General features: G+C 69.7%; 18 protein-coding genes. 6 read left to right on the top strand and 12 right to left on the bottom strand.

Annotated elements, in window-relative coordinates:
• Window positions 1–16: 16 nt before the first annotated feature.
• Both ACZ1HC_RS00245 and ACZ1HC_RS00250 read right to left on the bottom strand, forming a co-directional pair.
• Window positions 17–535 carry an SDR family oxidoreductase gene (locus ACZ1HC_RS00245; RefSeq protein ID WP_472698224.1) on the bottom strand — a complete coding sequence of 173 codons (519 nt, stop codon included), beginning with the start codon at window positions 533–535 and terminating at the stop codon, window positions 17–19.
• Between the two features lie 184 nt (window positions 536–719).
• Complete coding sequence (locus ACZ1HC_RS00250; RefSeq protein WP_472698225.1) at window positions 720–1,709, bottom strand: quinone oxidoreductase family protein; 990 nt, start codon at window positions 1,707–1,709, stop codon at window positions 720–722.
• A gap of 165 nt (window positions 1,710–1,874) precedes the next feature.
• On the opposite strand from ACZ1HC_RS00250, the gene ku (ACZ1HC_RS00255) reads away from it, so the two are divergent.
• The 3 genes from ku (ACZ1HC_RS00255) to ligD are packed head-to-tail and all read left to right on the top strand — an operon-like array spanning window position 1,875 to window position 5,289.
• Window positions 1,875–2,750 carry a non-homologous end joining protein Ku gene (gene ku / locus ACZ1HC_RS00255; protein ID WP_472698226.1) on the top strand — a complete coding sequence of 292 codons (876 nt, stop codon included), beginning with the start codon at window positions 1,875–1,877 and terminating at the stop codon, window positions 2,748–2,750.
• Between the two features lie 3 nt (window positions 2,751–2,753).
• Window positions 2,754–3,689 (top strand): DNA polymerase ligase N-terminal domain-containing protein, encoded by a 936-nt coding sequence (locus ACZ1HC_RS00260; RefSeq protein ID WP_472698227.1) that lies wholly within the window; start codon window positions 2,754–2,756, stop codon window positions 3,687–3,689.
• Between the two features lie 10 nt (window positions 3,690–3,699).
• Window positions 3,700–5,289: a DNA ligase D gene (ligD, locus tag ACZ1HC_RS00265; protein WP_472698382.1), complete on the top strand. Its 1,590-nt coding sequence runs from the start codon at window positions 3,700–3,702 to the stop codon at window positions 5,287–5,289.
• Window positions 5,290–5,319: 30 nt separating this feature from the next.
• On the opposite strand, the gene ku (ACZ1HC_RS00270) is transcribed toward ligD, so the two are convergent.
• From ku (ACZ1HC_RS00270) to ACZ1HC_RS00280, 3 genes are read right to left on the bottom strand one after another with little or no spacing between them, the layout of a single operon-like run.
• Entirely contained in the window at window positions 5,320–6,126 is an 807-nt protein-coding gene (ku, locus tag ACZ1HC_RS00270; RefSeq protein ID WP_472698228.1) for a non-homologous end joining protein Ku, read from the bottom strand.
• 55 nt (window positions 6,127–6,181) lie between these two features.
• On the bottom strand, window positions 6,182–7,108 hold the full coding sequence (locus ACZ1HC_RS00275) for an NAD(P)/FAD-dependent oxidoreductase (protein ID WP_472698229.1): 927 nt from the start codon (window positions 7,106–7,108) through the stop codon (window positions 6,182–6,184).
• Window positions 7,109–7,132: 24 nt separating this feature from the next.
• A complete protein-coding gene (locus tag ACZ1HC_RS00280; protein ID WP_472698230.1) occupies window positions 7,133–7,642 on the bottom strand; it encodes a ferritin-like domain-containing protein in 510 nt (169 codons plus the stop codon).
• 175 nt (window positions 7,643–7,817) lie between these two features.
• Here ACZ1HC_RS00280 and ACZ1HC_RS00285 point away from each other — a divergent pair, with 175 nt between their 5' ends.
• On the top strand, window positions 7,818–8,015 hold the full coding sequence (locus ACZ1HC_RS00285; RefSeq protein ID WP_472698231.1) for a DUF3606 domain-containing protein: 198 nt from the start codon (window positions 7,818–7,820) through the stop codon (window positions 8,013–8,015).
• Window positions 8,016–8,029: 14 nt separating this feature from the next.
• On the opposite strand, the gene ACZ1HC_RS00290 is transcribed toward ACZ1HC_RS00285, so the two are convergent.
• From ACZ1HC_RS00290 to ACZ1HC_RS00315, 6 genes are all read right to left on the bottom strand, one after another.
• Window positions 8,030–8,476 (bottom strand): DUF421 domain-containing protein, encoded by a 447-nt coding sequence (locus ACZ1HC_RS00290; RefSeq protein WP_472698232.1) that lies wholly within the window; start codon window positions 8,474–8,476, stop codon window positions 8,030–8,032.
• A 9-nt stretch (window positions 8,477–8,485) separates the two neighbouring features.
• The gene (locus ACZ1HC_RS00295; RefSeq protein WP_472698233.1) at window positions 8,486–9,001 is read right to left on the bottom strand and encodes a hypothetical protein; all 516 of its coding nucleotides are present in this window, start codon (window positions 8,999–9,001) and stop codon (window positions 8,486–8,488) included.
• Between the two features lie 80 nt (window positions 9,002–9,081).
• Window positions 9,082–9,252: a hypothetical protein gene (locus ACZ1HC_RS00300; RefSeq protein ID WP_472698234.1), complete on the bottom strand. Its 171-nt coding sequence runs from the start codon at window positions 9,250–9,252 to the stop codon at window positions 9,082–9,084.
• Window positions 9,249–9,449, bottom strand: coding sequence for a hypothetical protein (locus ACZ1HC_RS00305; protein ID WP_472698235.1), 201 nt, complete (start codon window positions 9,447–9,449; stop codon window positions 9,249–9,251). Before ACZ1HC_RS00305 ends, ACZ1HC_RS00300 begins: the two co-directional genes overlap by 4 nt.
• A 306-nt stretch (window positions 9,450–9,755) precedes the next feature.
• Window positions 9,756–10,856, bottom strand: coding sequence for an acetamidase/formamidase family protein (locus tag ACZ1HC_RS00310; RefSeq protein ID WP_472698236.1), 1,101 nt, complete (start codon window positions 10,854–10,856; stop codon window positions 9,756–9,758).
• A complete protein-coding gene (locus ACZ1HC_RS00315) occupies window positions 10,814–11,071 on the bottom strand; it encodes a hypothetical protein (RefSeq protein ID WP_472698237.1) in 258 nt (85 codons plus the stop codon). Before ACZ1HC_RS00315 ends, ACZ1HC_RS00310 begins: the two co-directional genes overlap by 43 nt.
• A gap of 187 nt (window positions 11,072–11,258) precedes the next feature.
• Between ACZ1HC_RS00315 and ACZ1HC_RS00320 the strand changes: the two genes are divergently transcribed.
• Together ACZ1HC_RS00320 and ACZ1HC_RS00325 are read left to right on the top strand one after the other, a co-directional pair.
• Window positions 11,259–13,187 (top strand): M28 family peptidase, encoded by a 1,929-nt coding sequence (locus ACZ1HC_RS00320; RefSeq protein ID WP_472698238.1) that lies wholly within the window; start codon window positions 11,259–11,261, stop codon window positions 13,185–13,187.
• A 134-nt stretch (window positions 13,188–13,321) separates the two neighbouring features.
• Window positions 13,322–13,639 (top strand): hypothetical protein, encoded by a 318-nt coding sequence (locus ACZ1HC_RS00325; protein ID WP_472698239.1) that lies wholly within the window; start codon window positions 13,322–13,324, stop codon window positions 13,637–13,639.
• Between the two features lie 28 nt (window positions 13,640–13,667).
• Here ACZ1HC_RS00325 and ACZ1HC_RS00330 read toward each other — a convergent pair whose 3' ends face one another.
• Window positions 13,668–15,335 carry an alpha-amylase family protein gene (locus ACZ1HC_RS00330; RefSeq protein ID WP_472698240.1) on the bottom strand — a complete coding sequence of 556 codons (1,668 nt, stop codon included), beginning with the start codon at window positions 15,333–15,335 and terminating at the stop codon, window positions 13,668–13,670.
• Between the last annotated feature and the right edge of the window lie 50 nt (window positions 15,336–15,385).

Raw genomic sequence — 15,385 nt, forward strand, 5'->3', positions numbered from 1 at the left:
GGCTGCGGCTGGTCCCCTACCAGGGGATCGGCCTGCCGAAGCGGTCCAGGAAGGCCCCGCTGTCCGCGGGATCCAGACGCTCGATGCTGTCCAGAAGGGCGGTCGCGGCCTCGTGCGGGTGCTGGACCTGCAGGCCGGTCTTGGCAAAGCCGTCCGATAGCCGGGTGGCAACGGTCCCCGGATGGAAGGCAGCGCAGATCGCGCGGGGATGGCTGCGGCGCAGTTCCACCGCGGCGGTGCGGATGATCTGGTTCAGCGCCGCCTTCGAGGCGCGATAGGAATACCAGCCGCCCAGCCGGTTGTCGGCGATGCTGCCCACCCTGGCCGACAGCACGGCAAAGACCGCCCTGCGGTCCCTGGGCATCAGCGGCAGGAAATGGCGCAGCACCAGGGCCGGCCCGATCGCGTTGACGGCGAAAGCCACCGCCATGGCGTCGCGGTCCAGGGCCCGGATGGTCTTTTCCGGCTGCAGCCCCGGGCCGTGCAGAAGCCCCGTCGCGACCAGGATCAGCGCAGGCGTGCCCCGCCTTGCCACGTGATTCGCCGCACGCGCGACGCTGGCCGGATCGGTCAGGTCCAGGTCGGCCCGCGTCAGCCCGATGACGCTGGAAAAGCCCCCGCCGGCGCAGTTCGGCGCCTAGCGCCGCGCCGATGCCGCCTTGGGCGCCGATCACCACCGCCGTGTCCCGCTGCTCCATGCCGGTGTCCGCAACCCTGCCTCAGGGCAGCAGCACGACCGACCCCTGGGTGCGGCGGCTTTCCAGGGCGTCATGGGCCTGCGCGGCCTGGGCCAGCGGATAGGTCGCCACCTGCGGCGCGGCCAGCGTGCCGTCCGCGATGGCCGCGAACAGCCGCTGGGCCGCGGCCCGGTATTCGGCCGGGTCTGCGGTATAGTGGGCGATCGAGGGGCGGGTCACGAACAGCGAGCCCTTGGCCCCCAGCGACCCCACCGCCAGCGGCGGCACCGGACCCGAGCTTTCGCCGAAGCTGACCAGGATGCCGCGCGGCGCCAGGCTGTCCAGCGAGGCGGCGAAGGTATCGGCGCCCACGGAATCGAAGGCTGCGCGGACACCCTTGCCGCCGGTGATCTGGCGGACGCGGTCGGCAAGCTCGGCCGCAGGGGCGACGATCACGTGGTCGCAGCCGTTGCGCCGCGCGGTCTCGGCCTTGGCGTCGGAACCCACCGTGCCGATCACCTCGGCGCCGATGGCCTTCAGCCACTGGCAGGCGATCGAGCCCACGCCCCCCGCCGCGGCGTGAAACAGCACCGCATCGCCCGCCTGCACCGGCACGCAGCGGTGAATCAGGTACTCGGCGGTCAGACCCTTGAAGATCATCGCCGCCAAGGTGGTGTCGTCGATGTCCTCGGGCGCCATGACGGCCCGCGCGGCGGGAAGGTTGCGCGCGGTCGCATAGCCGCCCGGCGGGCCGCCGACATAGGCCACGCGGTCGCCGGGCGCAAAGCCCGCCACCCCCTCGCCGACGGCCACCACCTCGCCCACGCCTTCCAGCCCCAGGCCGCTGGGCAGGGGAAGGGGCGCGGCAAAGACGCCCTTGCGGTGGTAGATGTCGATGAAGTTCAGACCGATGGCGCTGTGGCGCAGCTGGATCTCTCCGGGGCCGGGGGGCGGCAGGTCCACGGGCTGCAGCGAAAGAACCTCGGGCCCGCCGAACCGGGAAAGGCGGATGGCTTGGATCTGCGTCGTCATGATCGCTTCCTCTTTTGGCGAACTCTGCCCCGAAACGATGCGGGCGTCGATGCCGCTTTTGCGTCCGCCCCGCGGGGGCGCGGCAGGCCGGCCCGAACGGCGGGCCGGCGGGAACCGGACGCCCCGGCCCGCCGTTCCCGACAGCATCACCGCAGGAGCCGGATCATGGCAGCCAGGGCGAACTGGAAGGGCTTTCTCAGGATCGGAGAGGTCAGTTGCCCGGTCGGGCTCTATACCGCCGCCTCGACCTCCGAGCGGATCGCCTTCCACACGCTGAACCGCAAGACCGGCAACCGGTTGCGCCGCGTCTTCGTGGACAGCGACACCGGCGAGCCGGTCGAGCGCGAGGACCAGGTCAAGGGATACGAGATCGGCGCCGGCGAATACGTCGTGCTGGATCCCGACGAGGTCGCGTCGGCCGTGCCCGACAGCGACAAGACCCTGTCCGTCACGGCCTTCATCGGCTGCAACGACGTGGACGACCTCTATTTCGACAAGCCCTATTACCTGCTGCCCACCGATGCCGCGGCCGAGGAAGCCTTCGTCCTGATCCGCGAGGGGATGCGCGGCAAGAAGGTCGCGGCCCTGGCGCAGACGGTCCTGTTCCGCCGCGTCCGCACCGTGCTGATCCGCGCCCACGACAACGGCCTGATCGCCACCACCCTGAACTACGACTACGAGGTGCGCGACGCCGACGAGGCTTTCGCCGACATTCCCGATCTGGCGATCCAGGGCGAGATGCTGGATCTGGCCCAGCACATCATCAGGACCAAGCGGGGCACCTTCGACCCGCGCGATTTCGACGACCGCTACGAGGCCGCCCTGGCCGAACTGGTCAAGGCCAAGATCGAGGGCCGCAAGATCCAGCCCCGCCCCGAACCCAAGCTCGTGGCCCCCGCCGATCTGCTGGCGGCGCTGCGCGAAAGCGCGGGCATGGGCGGGCGCAAGGCCGACCGGCGCGGCGCGGGCAGCAGCGGCAAGCCGCGCGGCGGCGGCAGGAAGGCGCCGTCCCGGTCGCCTGGCAGCAAGAAGGCCGGCTAGGTCATGGCGGGCACATCGGATGCGGGGCTTCGGACCTATAACCGCAAGCGCGACTTCACGCAGACCGCCGAGCCGCGCGGCCGCAAGGCGGGCAAGGCCGGGCGGTCCTTCGTGATCCAGAAGCACGCCGCGACCCGGCTGCATTACGACCTGCGCCTCGAGATGGACGGGGTGCTGAAAAGCTGGGCGGTGACCCGGGGACCCAGCCTTGTCGCCGGCGAGAAACGCCTGGCCGTCCATGTCGAGGATCACCCGCTGGATTACGCCGGGTTCGAAGGCACCATCCCCAAGGGCAACTACGGCGCGGGCGCGGTGATCGTCTGGGACCGGGGCGAATGGTCGCCGGTCGATGGCGACTATGCCCAGGGCAAGCTGGAGTTCGAGCTGAAGGGGGAAAAGCTGTCGGGCCGCTGGCATCTGGTGCGGATGCGCCCCAGGCGGGGCGAGACGCGCGAGAACTGGCTGCTCATCAAGGCCGAGGATGCCGCGGCCCGGCCGGCGGAGGCCCCCGACATCCTGGCCGAACGCCCCGAATCCGTACAGACCGGCCGCACCGTCGAGGAGGTGGCCGGCGAGGGCGCGGACGCCCCAAGGCCCGCCAAGCCCGAACCCGCCGCGCCCCGCAAGCCGCGCGCCAGGCCCAAGGCGGCTGGCGGCAACGCAGGCCCGGCCGCCATGCCCGATTTCATCGAACCGGCGCTTGCCACGCTGAAGCCCTCGCCGCCCACGGGTCCGCAATGGCTGCACGAGGTCAAGTTCGACGGCTACCGCCTGCAGGCGCGGCTGGAGGGCGGGCAGGTGCGGCTGCTGACCCGCAGCGGGCTGGACTGGACCGACCGCTTCGGCCCCGACATCCCCGCCGCGCTGCGCGCCCTGCCGGCGGACCAGGCGATCATCGACGGCGAACTGGTGGTCGAGATCCGGGGCGGGGGCTTCTGACTTCTCGGCCCTGCAAGCCGATCTCAGCGCCGGGCGCACGGACCGGTATGTTTTCTACGTCTTCGACCTGATGTATCTGAACGGCCAGGATCTGCGCGAGGCGCCGCTGATCGAACGCAAGGCGATGCTGGAGGATCTGGTCGGCCCCGAACCCGCCCGGATCCGCTTCAGCGCGCATTTCGGGGAAACCGGCGCGATGGTGCTGCGCCACGCCTGCCGGCTGAGCCTTGAAGGGATCGTCTCGAAGGAAGCCCAGGCTCCCTATCGGTCCGGCCGGGGCAAGACCTGGATCAAGTCCAAATGTTCGGCCCGGCAGGAATTCGTGGTGGCGGGCTATCTGCCCTCGACCACGTCCGAGAAACTGGTGGGGTCGCTGGTGCTGGGCGTCTTCGAGGACGGCAAGCTGGATTACGTCGGCCGCGTCGGGACCGGGTTTTCGGCCAGCGTGGCCGAGGATCTGAAAAACCGCCTGGAGGCGATGCGCATCGACAAAAGCCCCTTCGCCCGCAGGCTGACCGCCGACGAGGCGCGCGGGGTCCGCTTCGTGCGCCCCGAACTGGTGGCCGAGGTCGAGTTCCGCGCCTGGACCGCCGACGGGGTTCTGCGCCATGCCTCGTTCCGGGGGCTGCGCAAGGACAAGCCGGCGACCGACGTGGTGCGCGAAAGCGGCCCGACCAGGGCGGGGGCCAAGGCGGCGCCACCGCCGCAGAAACGCCGCGTGCCCCTGACCCACCCCGACCGCCTCTACTGGCCCGACGACGGCATCACCAAGGAGGGGCTGGCCGACTACTATGCCCAGGTCTGGCCGCGCATCGCCCCCTTCATCGTCGGCCGGCCGCTGGCGCTGCTGCGCTGTCCGGACGGCATCACCGGGCAGAGGTTCTTCCAGAAGCACGCTTGGCGCGGCATCAGCAGGCACATCGCCCAGGTCCGGGATCCCGTCACCCGGGACGAGGAAGCCATGGTCGCGGTCAACGACCTGGACGGGCTGATGGCCCTGGTGCAGGCGGCGACGCTGGAAATCCACCCCTGGGGTTCCACCGTGGCGGACTGGGACCATCCCGACACCATCACCCTGGATCTGGACCCCGGCGAGGGCGTGGACTGGGGTGCGGTGGTGGCCGCCGCGCAAGAGGTCCGGCAGCGGCTCGAGGGTGCGGGGCTGGCGGCGTTCGTCAAGACCTCGGGCGGCAAGGGCCTGCACGTCGTGGCGCCGCTGACGCCCAAGGCCGACTGGCCTGCCGCCAAGGCCTTCACCAAGAGCCTGGCCGAGGCGATGGCCGCGGATTCCCCGCAGGACTACGTGTCCACGATCACCAAGTCCAAGCGCAAGGGGCGGATCCTGATCGACTATCTGCGCAATCAACGCGGCATGACGGCGGTCGCGGCCTATTCCACCCGCGCCCGGCCCGGCGCTGCCGTGTCGATGCCGGTCGCCTGGGAGGAACTGGACCGGATCGGCCCCGCCGTCTTCACGGTGACGAACACGCCCGCAAGGCTGGAGGCCCAGGCCCGCGATCCCTGGGAGGATTTCCGCGCAGCCGCCCACCCGCTGGACGTCAGGCCCGGGCGCGGCAAGGGCGGGCGCGGCAAGGGCTGATCGCCCGCGCCCCGCGATCGCGCAGACCCCTTACCGGCTGCCGCGCTTGCCTTCGGCCTGCAGGCTTTTCTTCAGCGCGGTCATGATGTCGATGACGTTGTCCCCGGCGTCGTGGGCAGGGGGCTTGGGCTTCGCGGGACGCTTCTTGCCCTTCTTCTTGGCGGCGATGATGTCCAGCAGCCGTTCCTGCACCGGATCGTTGACCATCGCGGGATCCCACTGGGTCGTCTCCTCGTCGATCAGCTTGCGGATCAGGGTCATCAGCTTCGGCTGGGGCCGGACGTGCGAGATGTCGTCGAAATACTCGCTTTCGTCGCGCACCTCGTCGCCATAGCGCAGGGTCCACAGCACCATGCCCTTGCCGCGCGGCTTCAGCATGACCGCGCGTTCCCGCCGATACATCACCAGCCGGGAAATGCCCACGGTGCCGCTGGCGGCCATGGCGTCGCGGATGACGGCAAAGGCTTCCTGCCCGACCTCGTCGCCCGGCATCAGGAAATGCGGACGGTCGTACCAGACCCAGCCGATCGAATGGTCGGGAACGAACATGTCGATGTCGATGGTGCGGGTGCTTTCCAGGGCCACGGCCTCGATCTCGGCGTCCTCGAGCATGACATAGTCATCCTCGCCGCGCTGATAGCCCTTCACCTCGTCGTCGTCGGCCACGGGCTTTCCGGTGACGGAATCGACGTACTGGCTGACGACCCGGTTGCCGGTGCTGGCGTTCAGCGTGTGGAAGCGGACCTTGTCGCTTTCGGTGACGGCGGGCATCAGCGTCACCGGGCAGGTCACCAGGGACAGTTTCAGATAGCCTTTCCAATAGGTCCGCGGCGCCATGACAGATGCTCCTTGCCAGCCCAGCCCAACGGCGACAAGGGGGCTTTGTTCCGCCTTACAGGGTGTCGGGCACGCAGCGGTTCTCGGCCACCCGCAACAGGCTGTGGATCCGGGTGGCGGCGATCTCGCCCTGGGCCATGGCGACGGCGATCTGGTTCAACCCCGTCACCACGTCGCCCGCCGCGAAGACATTGGCCACCGAGGTCTGCTGGTGGGGGTTCGTCAGGATGCGCCCGTCATCGGCCAGATCCAGCCCCAGCCCCGCGGCCAGATCGTTGCGCGGGTCGTTGCCCAGGCCGGAATAGAGCGCCGCGAAGCGAACCTCATGGCCGCCGGCAAAGCGCGCGGCGACGCTGGCCCTGCCGAAGTCCCAGTCCAGGACCGGGTCGCGGACGATCTTCACCCCCGCATCGGCCAGCTTCTGCATGATCCTGTCGGACAACGACAGATCCTCGCCCAGCGTCAGCAGCGTGATGTCGGGGGTGTAGTGGCTGAGAAACAGCGCCTCGCCCGCCGCGCATTCGGCGGTGCCGATCACCGCGACGGGCTGGCCGGTCACCTCGTAGGCGTCGCAGACCGGGCATTGCCGGATCAGCCCTTCGTGAACATGGTCGCGGGCGCCGGCGATCGGCGGCAGCCGGTCCCTTATGCCGGTGGCCAGGATCAGATGCGATGCGGCGATGTCGCGTCCCGCCACCACACGGATCAGGCCGTCGGACCCGATTACGGCCTGCGTCGCGGCTTCCCGCACCACCGCCACGTCATAGTTCAGCAACTGCCGGCGCATCCGCTCCAGCAGGTCGTCGCCGTGGATGCCGTCGGGATAGCCGGGATGGTTGTGCGACCGGGGGATCAGCGAGGCGCGGCTGTCGCCCCCGTCGATCAGCACGACCCGCCGGCGGAAGCGAGCCAGATAGATCGCCGCCGTCAGCCCCGCGGGACCGCCGCCGACGATCGCACAATCCAGGATGGCCGATGTCATGACAGCGGTCCCGTCCCCCGCCGCTTACACGTCGGCGCGCTGATCGCTGGCCGACAGGGCGATGTATTGGCGCACCACCTCGGGCAGGCCTTCCTGGATCTGCGCGGCCATCGCCACTTCCTCGTCCAGGTTCTGCTTCAGCAGCGGAATGGCCTGGGCGGCATCGGCCTGTTCGGCAGCGGTGATGAGCGCGGTATAGGAGGCGATCTCGAAGTTCTCGAAGGCGAAGTTGGCCAGCGAGTTCTTGAGGATCTCGTCCGTGGCCATGCTGTGGGTGATCGCGGCCATCGAGCCGCTGAGCGACAGCATCGTGTCCTTCAGCCCCGAGGCGGATTCGTTCAGGCTTTCGAGGATCTGCTCGAGACGCCGGATCTGGCCTTCGGTCTCGCGGATATGGCGGTCAAGCATCGCGGAAACCTGGGGATAATGCTCCAGCCGGTTGAGCTGCGGCTGCATGATCGACAGCGCCTGGTTTTCCATCGCGTGCGCATTGCGCAACCCGTCGAGGAAGACGTCCTGGGCAGCATTTGTCATGATCCTGGTCCTTTCCGATTGACGGCGCATGGCCGGGTGTTGAACCCAAGCAACCGGCATGCGCGGCATCCGTTCCCTTGTGCGGGCCTCAACAAAGGTTAATCCGCCGCCCCGCGTGGAAACGGAACCGGGGCAAGGGCGTTGATCGGTCGCGAAAAACCGCAGGGAGAAGCCGATGGCAAGCGAAGGCAAGGGTCAGGGCGAAGGCAAGGATCGCGGCCGCGCGCAGGACCGCCGCAAGGTGGCGGGCGGGCAGGAACACGAGGTCCGCTACGAGGCCGAGAAGATGGACGTGTCCCGCCAGGAGGTCCGGCAGGCGGTCAAGTCCGAAGGCAACAGCCGCAGCAAGGTCGAGCGCAAGCTGAAGGAATAGGCCGCGGTCGCGGCCTATTTTTCCCGCGGGATGATGCTGATGTTGCCGCTGACCTCCAGCACCGCGGCGTCGATCTCGGCCAGGGTCTTCAGCCCGTGCTGGGTGCGCGCGGACACCAGCACGTCATCGATGCTGACGCGGGCGCGTTCCATCGCCTCGTGGTCGATCCGGCCGCGGCTCATCAGGACGGTGGGATTGCCATCCAGAAGCCCGGCGACGCGTGGCGACCGGCCTTTCAGCCAGGCAAGCAGAACGTCGGTGGCAAACAGCGTCAGGATCAGCACCACCGCGTTGCTGATCGAGAAATCGTCTCCCAGAAGCGCCTGCTGCGTGGTCTCGGCGATGATGAGCAGCAGCACGACATCGAAGGGCGTCATCTGCGCCATCGTCCGGCGGCCTGAAAGCCGCGTCACGATCAGCAGGACGATGTAGATCGAGACGCCGCGGATGACGGAATCCATGGTCCCCTCCTAGGGCAGGACAAGCGTGTTGATGCGGCGGGTCTCGCCGGCGATGGTCATGTCGAAGCCGGTCCAGCCGAAGTGCAGGGCGCGGATGGCGATGCCGACCCGGTGGGGCGGGGTGTCCCGGGCCGGAAAGCTCAGCGCCTGCGCGCCCGGGTGCAGCTCGCTTCTTTCGGGTTCCGGCTGGATCTGCTCGACCGCGAAGCGGTCGAAGAAGGGCTGGGCGATGACCACCTGATGGCTGCCGGCGGGATCGCGGAAGGTGATCGTCAGGTCGTCCGAGGCTTCCCACCGCGACACCCGGGGGATCTCGACGGTGGCCGCGGCGAAGGTGACGGTCTGCTTGTGGAAGACGCCGCCGCTGCCGGTCAGGCCCAGCACCGCCGCCAGCATCACCGCGCCGAAGCCCCACCAGGCGACGCGCTGCACGCGCCAGTAGCGCCGCTGCTGGTCGCGCGTCTCGGTCAGCTGCAATCCGTCCGGCCGGACCGGAGGCATCTCCGATCTGCTCTCTGCGGTCATCGTCCGTGTCCCCCAACCGGCTGCTTATGCTGGCAGAAGCCCGCCGAAGCGATTTCGGTTCCGGTTGAAGAAGCCTGGCGTCAGGGCCGCTGCGTCTGGTCGATGGCCGGGGGCGCCTCCTCGACCTCGGTCGCGTGCCAGAGGGTGCGCCCGAAGAAGATCACCAGCACCATGACCACCAGGATGGCGACCGCGGCGATGCCCGCGCGTCCCAGCCTGCGCGGCCCCGGCTTGCCCGCCCCGCCCGTCACGACAGCGCCCAGACCGCGCCCAGGATCACCAGCAGGATCATGGCGGCGGGCCAGATCAGCACCTGCCAGGCCAGGCGGTTGCGGACCGGCTGGGTGGCGCGGACGTAGTCGGTGTCCGATGCCTCTCCGGCCGTGCCCGCCGATCGGTCGAGCCGCCCGCCCTCGGTCTTCTTGTCGCCGTCTTCAGTGCTGGACATGATCCTGGTTCCCTGTTGAAGCCTTGGCAGCAGCGCCTTGCAACGACCTCACCCCGCCGCCCCGCCTACCGGACCCTCGGGGCCAGGGGGCATGGTGGCGGTCCGCCCGAAGACTTGGGGCTCTGGTCATGGTCGTTCTCCCGAACGCATGAACGTCCAGGGGAACACGCCGTCCGCGGGTTCCGTTCCCGGCGGGCGGCAAGACGATGGGGTAAGCCTTGGCCCCCGCCGGGCCGGGAACGGATGCGGGATCGCCCGCCGCGGGCGTTGCGCCGCCCGATCCCGGCGGGCCTTCATGACGCGCCCTCAGAGCCCGTATTGTTCGCGCGCGTGATGGCCCAGCCCCACGGCGTCCAGCCGCGCCAGCGGCGCCAGGAAGGTCACCTGGATCACGCCCGGGGCGCGGCCGATCTCGATGGCGCCGTTGATGGTGGCCCGGTTGCGCACTTCGGGGACGGTCATGCCCAGCAGGGCCGCGGCGCGTTCAAGCCCGTTCTCGATGGCGGCGTTCAGGTTCGCGGCGGTGCCGATGACGCTGATCGGGGCCAGCGGCTCGATCTCGGTCACGCCCCATTTCGCGGCCAGGCGCCGGCCCTTGGCAATCTCGGCCGCGGTGAAGGGGCGCGCCAGGGGCGGCAGATCCTCCTCGAGCGGGAACAGCACCGGGCCGTCGATGGGATAGTCCTTCACCACCTCGACCTGCAGGGTCACGCTGCCCGCCACGTCCATCGTGTGCCCGGCGATCTCTCCGTCGCCCTGGCCCGCGTGCATATCGCCCATATAGACGCCCGCGCCGGGCACCTTGACCGGGCAGACGATGATCGCCCCGGCGCGCACCGCGTCGATGTCCATGTGCCCGTCGGTCTTGTGGCGGGCCAGATCCTCGGCGCTGATCGCATAGTCATGGGGCGCGCCGACCAGGAAGGCGCCGAAATCGCCCGCGTTGTGGCTGTCGGGCATCGGCATGGACGGGCAGGTTCCCAACTGCCCCAGGAAGGGCCGCATCCGCACCAGGGTGCCCGGCATGTCCGAGGGCGCATAGGTCAGGACCGAATGCTGGCGGCTGCCGTCGGGCAGGGCCGCGTAGTGGTCGGCGTTGCGCGCGATCGTCTCGGCCGCGGGGGCGGGAAGGGTCAGGCCCACGCTGCGGGTGTCGTCGAAGGTGACGGTATAGCCGTGGACGATGCGGAAGGGCGTGACCGGGTTGCCGCAGCGGTCGCATCTCACCGCGTCCTGGCCGATGCCGTCCACATGGGTTTCGGGCCAGACGGTGTCGCAGACCGGGCAGCGCGCGGCGACATAGGGATCGCCCAGGCAGAACCCCTCGGGCGAGCTGTCGTGCCCCGAGGCGGTGGCGGTCGAGGTCACGGTGATGTCGCGGATGCGGATGGCCACGGCGTCGCCCACCTCGGCGCCCTCGACCCGGACGGGGGTGGTGACCTCGTGGCCGCCGCGCAGGCGGGGGTGATCATCGGCCCCCAGCAGCCCGGCGCGGTGTTGGCGATGATGGTGCCGCCGTTCTCGACCGGGCCAAGCATGGGCGCGGCGGGGTCGAGGACGCTGTTGGTGAACTCGGTCACGACGACGCTGCGGCGCGACGGCGCGATGCTGCCATCCGGCATGGAAACCCCCCAGGTTGCTGTCAGGACAGAACAAACGTTTAGCGGCCCGGGCCGCAGAAGCAAGCGCCCCGAAGGGGCCTTGCGGCGCGCCGGCCCGGGATCGCGCCCCCACGCCACCGCGCGCCTTGCATCCGCCGGCGGTTTGCGGAAACGTTAACCAAGATCAGGACAGGGCGGGGGGACTTCCATGCATCATCGGCTTGCCATGCTTCTGGCCACAGCGGCGCTGATCGCCGCGACGGCCGGTCAGGCGCAGACCTTCGGCGACCATGGCTACTCGACGATCCGGGGTCTGGCCTTCGACTATCCGGGCCGCCATACCGGCAGCACCGTCTTTCCCCGCGCGGCCGACTATATGGAGCAGCGCATGACGTTCGACGGTCTGACGCTGTCGCGCCAGGATCTCTCGACCCCGGCCGGGCCATCGCAGAACGTTCTGGCGACGCTGCCCGGCCGCAGCGGCCGCTTCATCGTGGTGGGCGCGCATTTCGACACGGCCGGCCGCTTCCCGGATCTGCAGGGGGTGGACGACAATGCCTCGGGGGCGGCGCTGCTGACCGAACTGGCAGGCCACATGGCCGGGCTGGAAACCGAAACCGGCATCGTCTTCAACGCCTTCGGCGCCGAGGAAATCGGCCTGGTCGGCAGCCGCCACCATGTCGATACCCTGACGGACCGGCAGCGCCGCGACATTGCCGGGATGATCAACATCGACAGCCTGATCACCGGCGATCACATGTATGCCCATGCCGGGACCAACTACCTTGCCGACCCCGACCTCAAGTCGCTGTGGCGCCAGGCCCATGCCATCGCCGACGAGGCGGGCATCGACCTGCGGTCGAACCCGGGCCTGAACCCGCACTATCCCGTCGATACCGGCTGCTGTTCGGACGCAGAGCCGTTCCAGGCGCTTGCTATTCCCGTCCTGTGGCTGGAGGCGACGAACTGGGAACTGGGCGACCTGGACGGCTACACGCAGACCGCAAATCCGGCGATCCCCGGCGGATCGACCTGGCACGACCCGGCCGAGGACCGATGGGACGTGCTGACCGAAGCCTTCGGAGAGGACCGCATCAGGGACCGGCTGCACGACTATTCGCTGATCGTGACCCGGCTGCTGGTTCAGGCGACGGGGGCGGATCTGGTCGCCTCGGCCCGCAGCGCGGCGGCGACGGGGGCGGCGCTGATCGACCTGGCGGGACGGCAGCAGGACGACCTTGCCGCGCAGGCGGTGGCCTCGGCGCGGGCGCGCCTGGACGCCCCGGGCCAGGTCGGGCGCTTCACCCCCACGGTGTCGGTCCAGGGGCTTGCACGGCCCGGCGACAACGGCGACCTGGGGACCGAGGGCGGCAGCCGCCTGTCCGCCGAGGCGGGCGGCTTCTGGCAGGCCAGCCCCGGGCTGAGCATCGGCGGCCGGCTGGCCTATCAGCATGACGGCGACGATCTGGAGGACGGCGGCGAGGTGACGGCCAGGGGCGCCGCCGCCGGGCTGGACATCGCCTTTCGCCGCGATGCCGCCTGGGCCGTCGCGGGCGTCAGCTATGCCAAGTCCAGCCTGGAGGCCGAGCGGTCCTTCGCCCTGATCTCGGGCCTGGGGGCGGAAATCCTGTCACGCGACTTCGACCTGGACAGCGACGCCTATACGCTGGGCGCCACGGTGATGGGCGGCTATGACTTCGGCCGCGGGGGCCTGCGCTATGGTCCGCTGCTGGGGCTGGATTACGCCCGCACCCGGATCGGCGCGGCGTCCGAGGGGGACGACCGGCTGGCCCTCCGCCACGACGGGCAGGATTTCGAAAGCCTCGAGGTGCAGCTTGGCGGGCAGGTCAGCCAGACGCTGGCGGTGCAGGGCCGGGACGTGACGCTGGCCGGCCACGCCGTCTGGGTGCGCGAACTGGCCGATGGACGGCCCGAGGCGGTGACCGTCACCGACAGCCAGGGAACCGCGCGCCGGATCGGCATCGCCGGCGCGGATGACAGCTTCGGCCGGATCGGCCTGTCGGCGCAGATGCGGCTGTCGCCCGCGGCGACGGGCTGGCTGTCTGTGGACGGGCGCATCGGCCATGACGCGGGCGCGCAGACGGCGCTTGGCGCCGGGGTGGCGATGCGCTTCTAGCGGGCCGCAGGAGGGGGATGGGCCAGGCCAGGGGCTCCGGATCGGCCGGACGGCGGGAACAGGGGCCTTGATGCCGGGGCCTTTGTCTTTCATGATGGCGCACCACCCCAGACCGCTGACGCTGGATCGCAGACATGACCGGCAGAATGGCTGCCGCGCCTGACCCGCAACCCACGAGAAGCCCGATGCTGAAAAGCAAGACCCGCCAGACCAGTTGGCGCCTGGCCAATCCCGCCAAGTATTCCGCCCATCTTGCCGTCCAGCAGGCCGTGTCCGCGGGCAGGCTTGAAAGGCAGGTCTGCGAGGTCTGCGGGTCGGGCAGGGTCGATGCCCATCACGACAGCTATGACGAGCCGCTGAACGTCAGGTGGCTGTGCCGGCGCCACCACATGAAGCTGCACCATGCCGGCGAGGACATGTTCCCGGTGGGCGGCGGCTTGAGGCGCCGCTGAGCGCCAGACCGCCGCGCCCCGGGGGCGTTCAGCCCGGCCGCGCCGCGGGCTCCGCGCGCAGCCACAGGCTGCCATAGCCCGGCAGATCGAGGCTGGCGGTCCCGTCCTTGCCCAGGTCCAGCCGCCCGTCCCCCTGGATGCAGGTCAGGGGGCCCAGATCCCCGGCCCCGTCCAGGCGGCACCGGGACGTGCAGGCCCGCTTGCCCAGGTTGTGCAGAAGCAGAACCGTCCGGTCCCCCCAGTCATAGCGCAGCGCGAAGACCTGGGCATCGGGGAAGGGAATGAAGCTCCACTGGCCGAAGGCGACCTCGGGCATCTCGCGACGGCAGCGGATCAGGCGCTCCAGCCAGTTGAACAGGGACTGCGGGTCGCGTTCCTGCGCGGCGACGTTGACGCCCTTCGGGCCCCACCGGCTGCCGGAAACCACGGGACGGGACAGCCGCTCCTCGGGCGCGGTCGAGAAGCCGCCGTTCGGCCCGTCGGCCCACTGCATCGGGCTGCGCACGCTGAGCCTGCCGGGAATGTCCAGGTTCTCGGCCATGCCGATCTCCTCGCCGTAGAACAGGACGGGCGCGCCGGGCAGGGCGAAGACCAGGGCATAGACCAGCCGGATGCGGTCCTGGTTGCCCTTCAGCATGGTCGGGATGCGCCGGCGCAGCCCGCGGCCGAACAGCTGCATGTCCTTGTCGGGGCCGAAGGCGCGGAACACCTGCAGGCGCTCGGCCTCGGTCAGCTTGTCCAGCGACCATTCGTCGTGGTTGCGCGCGAAATGCGCCCAGCCGTCGTCAGGGTGCAGGTCGGGCATGGCGCGCAGGGAATGGACCAGCGGCCCCGCATCCTCGCGCACCAGGGCCAAGGCGAGGGACTGGTTCATGTTGAAATCGAGGCACATGTTCAGTTCGCCCCCGTCCTCGTCGCCATAGAAGCGCCGCACCTCCTGATAGGCCAGGTTCACCTCGCCCAGCAGAAGCGCGTCGCCGCAGCGGCGCTGCACGAAGCTGGCCAGGTCGCGCAGCCAGTCGTGCAGGTCCAGTTCGGGCGGGTCCGAAAGGCCCTGGGTTTCCAGAAGGAAGGGCACCGCATCGACGCGAAAGCCCGACAGGCCCAGTTGCAGCCAGAAGCCGACGATCTTGCGGATCTCCTCGCGGACGCGGGGGTTGGCGATGTTCAGATCGGGCTGGTGGCGATAGAAGCGGTGCAGGTAATACTGGCCGGTCTGCTCGTGCCATTCCCAGTTGCTGGTCTCCTCGTCGGGAAAGACCAGATCCTTGGGGCCGCCGGGCGGGATCTCGTCGCGCCACACATACCAGTCGCGATAGGGCGAGTTGCGGTCGGACGCGGCCGACAGGAACCACGGATGCCGGTCCGAGGTGTGGTTGACCACCAGGTCGGCTATCACCCGGATGCCCCGGTCCTTGGCGGTGCGCAGGAAGACCGCCAGATCCCCCAGCGTCCCCAGCCGCGGATCGACGCCGTAATAGTCGGTGATGTCGTAGCCGTCGTCCTGGTTCTGCGTGGGATAGAACGGCATCAGCCAGATGCAGGTCACGCCCAGCCGGGCCAGATGGTCGATGCGGCGCGTCAGCCCGGCGAAATCGCCGATGCCGTCGCCGTTGCTGTCCTGGAAGGTCTCGACATCGAGGCAGTAGAAGATCGCGTTCTTCCACCAGACGTCGCCCGTGCGGCTGATGTCCATGCAAGCTCCTGTCCGTGAACGGCGGCCAGGCATCCGGCGCGGCCTGCCGA

The sequence above is a fragment of the Paracoccus sp. BR5-17 genome, assembly GCF_055693925.1.

Coding starts and splice junctions, on each gene's coding strand:
- ACZ1HC_RS00250 (WP_472698225.1), bottom strand. CDS start 1,709: ATGACGACGCAGATCCAAGCCATCCGCCTTTCCCGGTTCGGCGGGCCC.
- ku (WP_472698226.1), top strand. CDS start 1,875: ATGGCAGCCAGGGCGAACTGGAAGGGCTTTCTCAGGATCGGAGAGGTC.
- ACZ1HC_RS00260 (WP_472698227.1), top strand. CDS start 2,754: ATGGCGGGCACATCGGATGCGGGGCTTCGGACCTATAACCGCAAGCGC.
- ku (WP_472698228.1), bottom strand. CDS start 6,126: ATGGCGCCGCGGACCTATTGGAAAGGCTATCTGAAACTGTCCCTGGTG.
- ACZ1HC_RS00275 (WP_472698229.1), bottom strand. CDS start 7,108: ATGACATCGGCCATCCTGGATTGTGCGATCGTCGGCGGCGGTCCCGCG.
- ACZ1HC_RS00280 (WP_472698230.1), bottom strand. CDS start 7,642: ATGACAAATGCTGCCCAGGACGTCTTCCTCGACGGGTTGCGCAATGCG.
- ACZ1HC_RS00285 (WP_472698231.1), top strand. CDS start 7,818: ATGGCAAGCGAAGGCAAGGGTCAGGGCGAAGGCAAGGATCGCGGCCGC.
- ACZ1HC_RS00290 (WP_472698232.1), bottom strand. CDS start 8,476: ATGGATTCCGTCATCCGCGGCGTCTCGATCTACATCGTCCTGCTGATC.
- ACZ1HC_RS00295 (WP_472698233.1), bottom strand. CDS start 9,001: ATGACCGCAGAGAGCAGATCGGAGATGCCTCCGGTCCGGCCGGACGGA.
- ACZ1HC_RS00305 (WP_472698235.1), bottom strand. CDS start 9,449: ATGTCCAGCACTGAAGACGGCGACAAGAAGACCGAGGGCGGGCGGCTC.
- ACZ1HC_RS00315 (WP_472698237.1), bottom strand. CDS start 11,071: ATGCCGGATGGCAGCATCGCGCCGTCGCGCCGCAGCGTCGTCGTGACC.
- ACZ1HC_RS00320 (WP_472698238.1), top strand. CDS start 11,259: ATGCATCATCGGCTTGCCATGCTTCTGGCCACAGCGGCGCTGATCGCC.
- ACZ1HC_RS00325 (WP_472698239.1), top strand. CDS start 13,322: ATGACCGGCAGAATGGCTGCCGCGCCTGACCCGCAACCCACGAGAAGC.
- ACZ1HC_RS00330 (WP_472698240.1), bottom strand. CDS start 15,335: ATGGACATCAGCCGCACGGGCGACGTCTGGTGGAAGAACGCGATCTTC.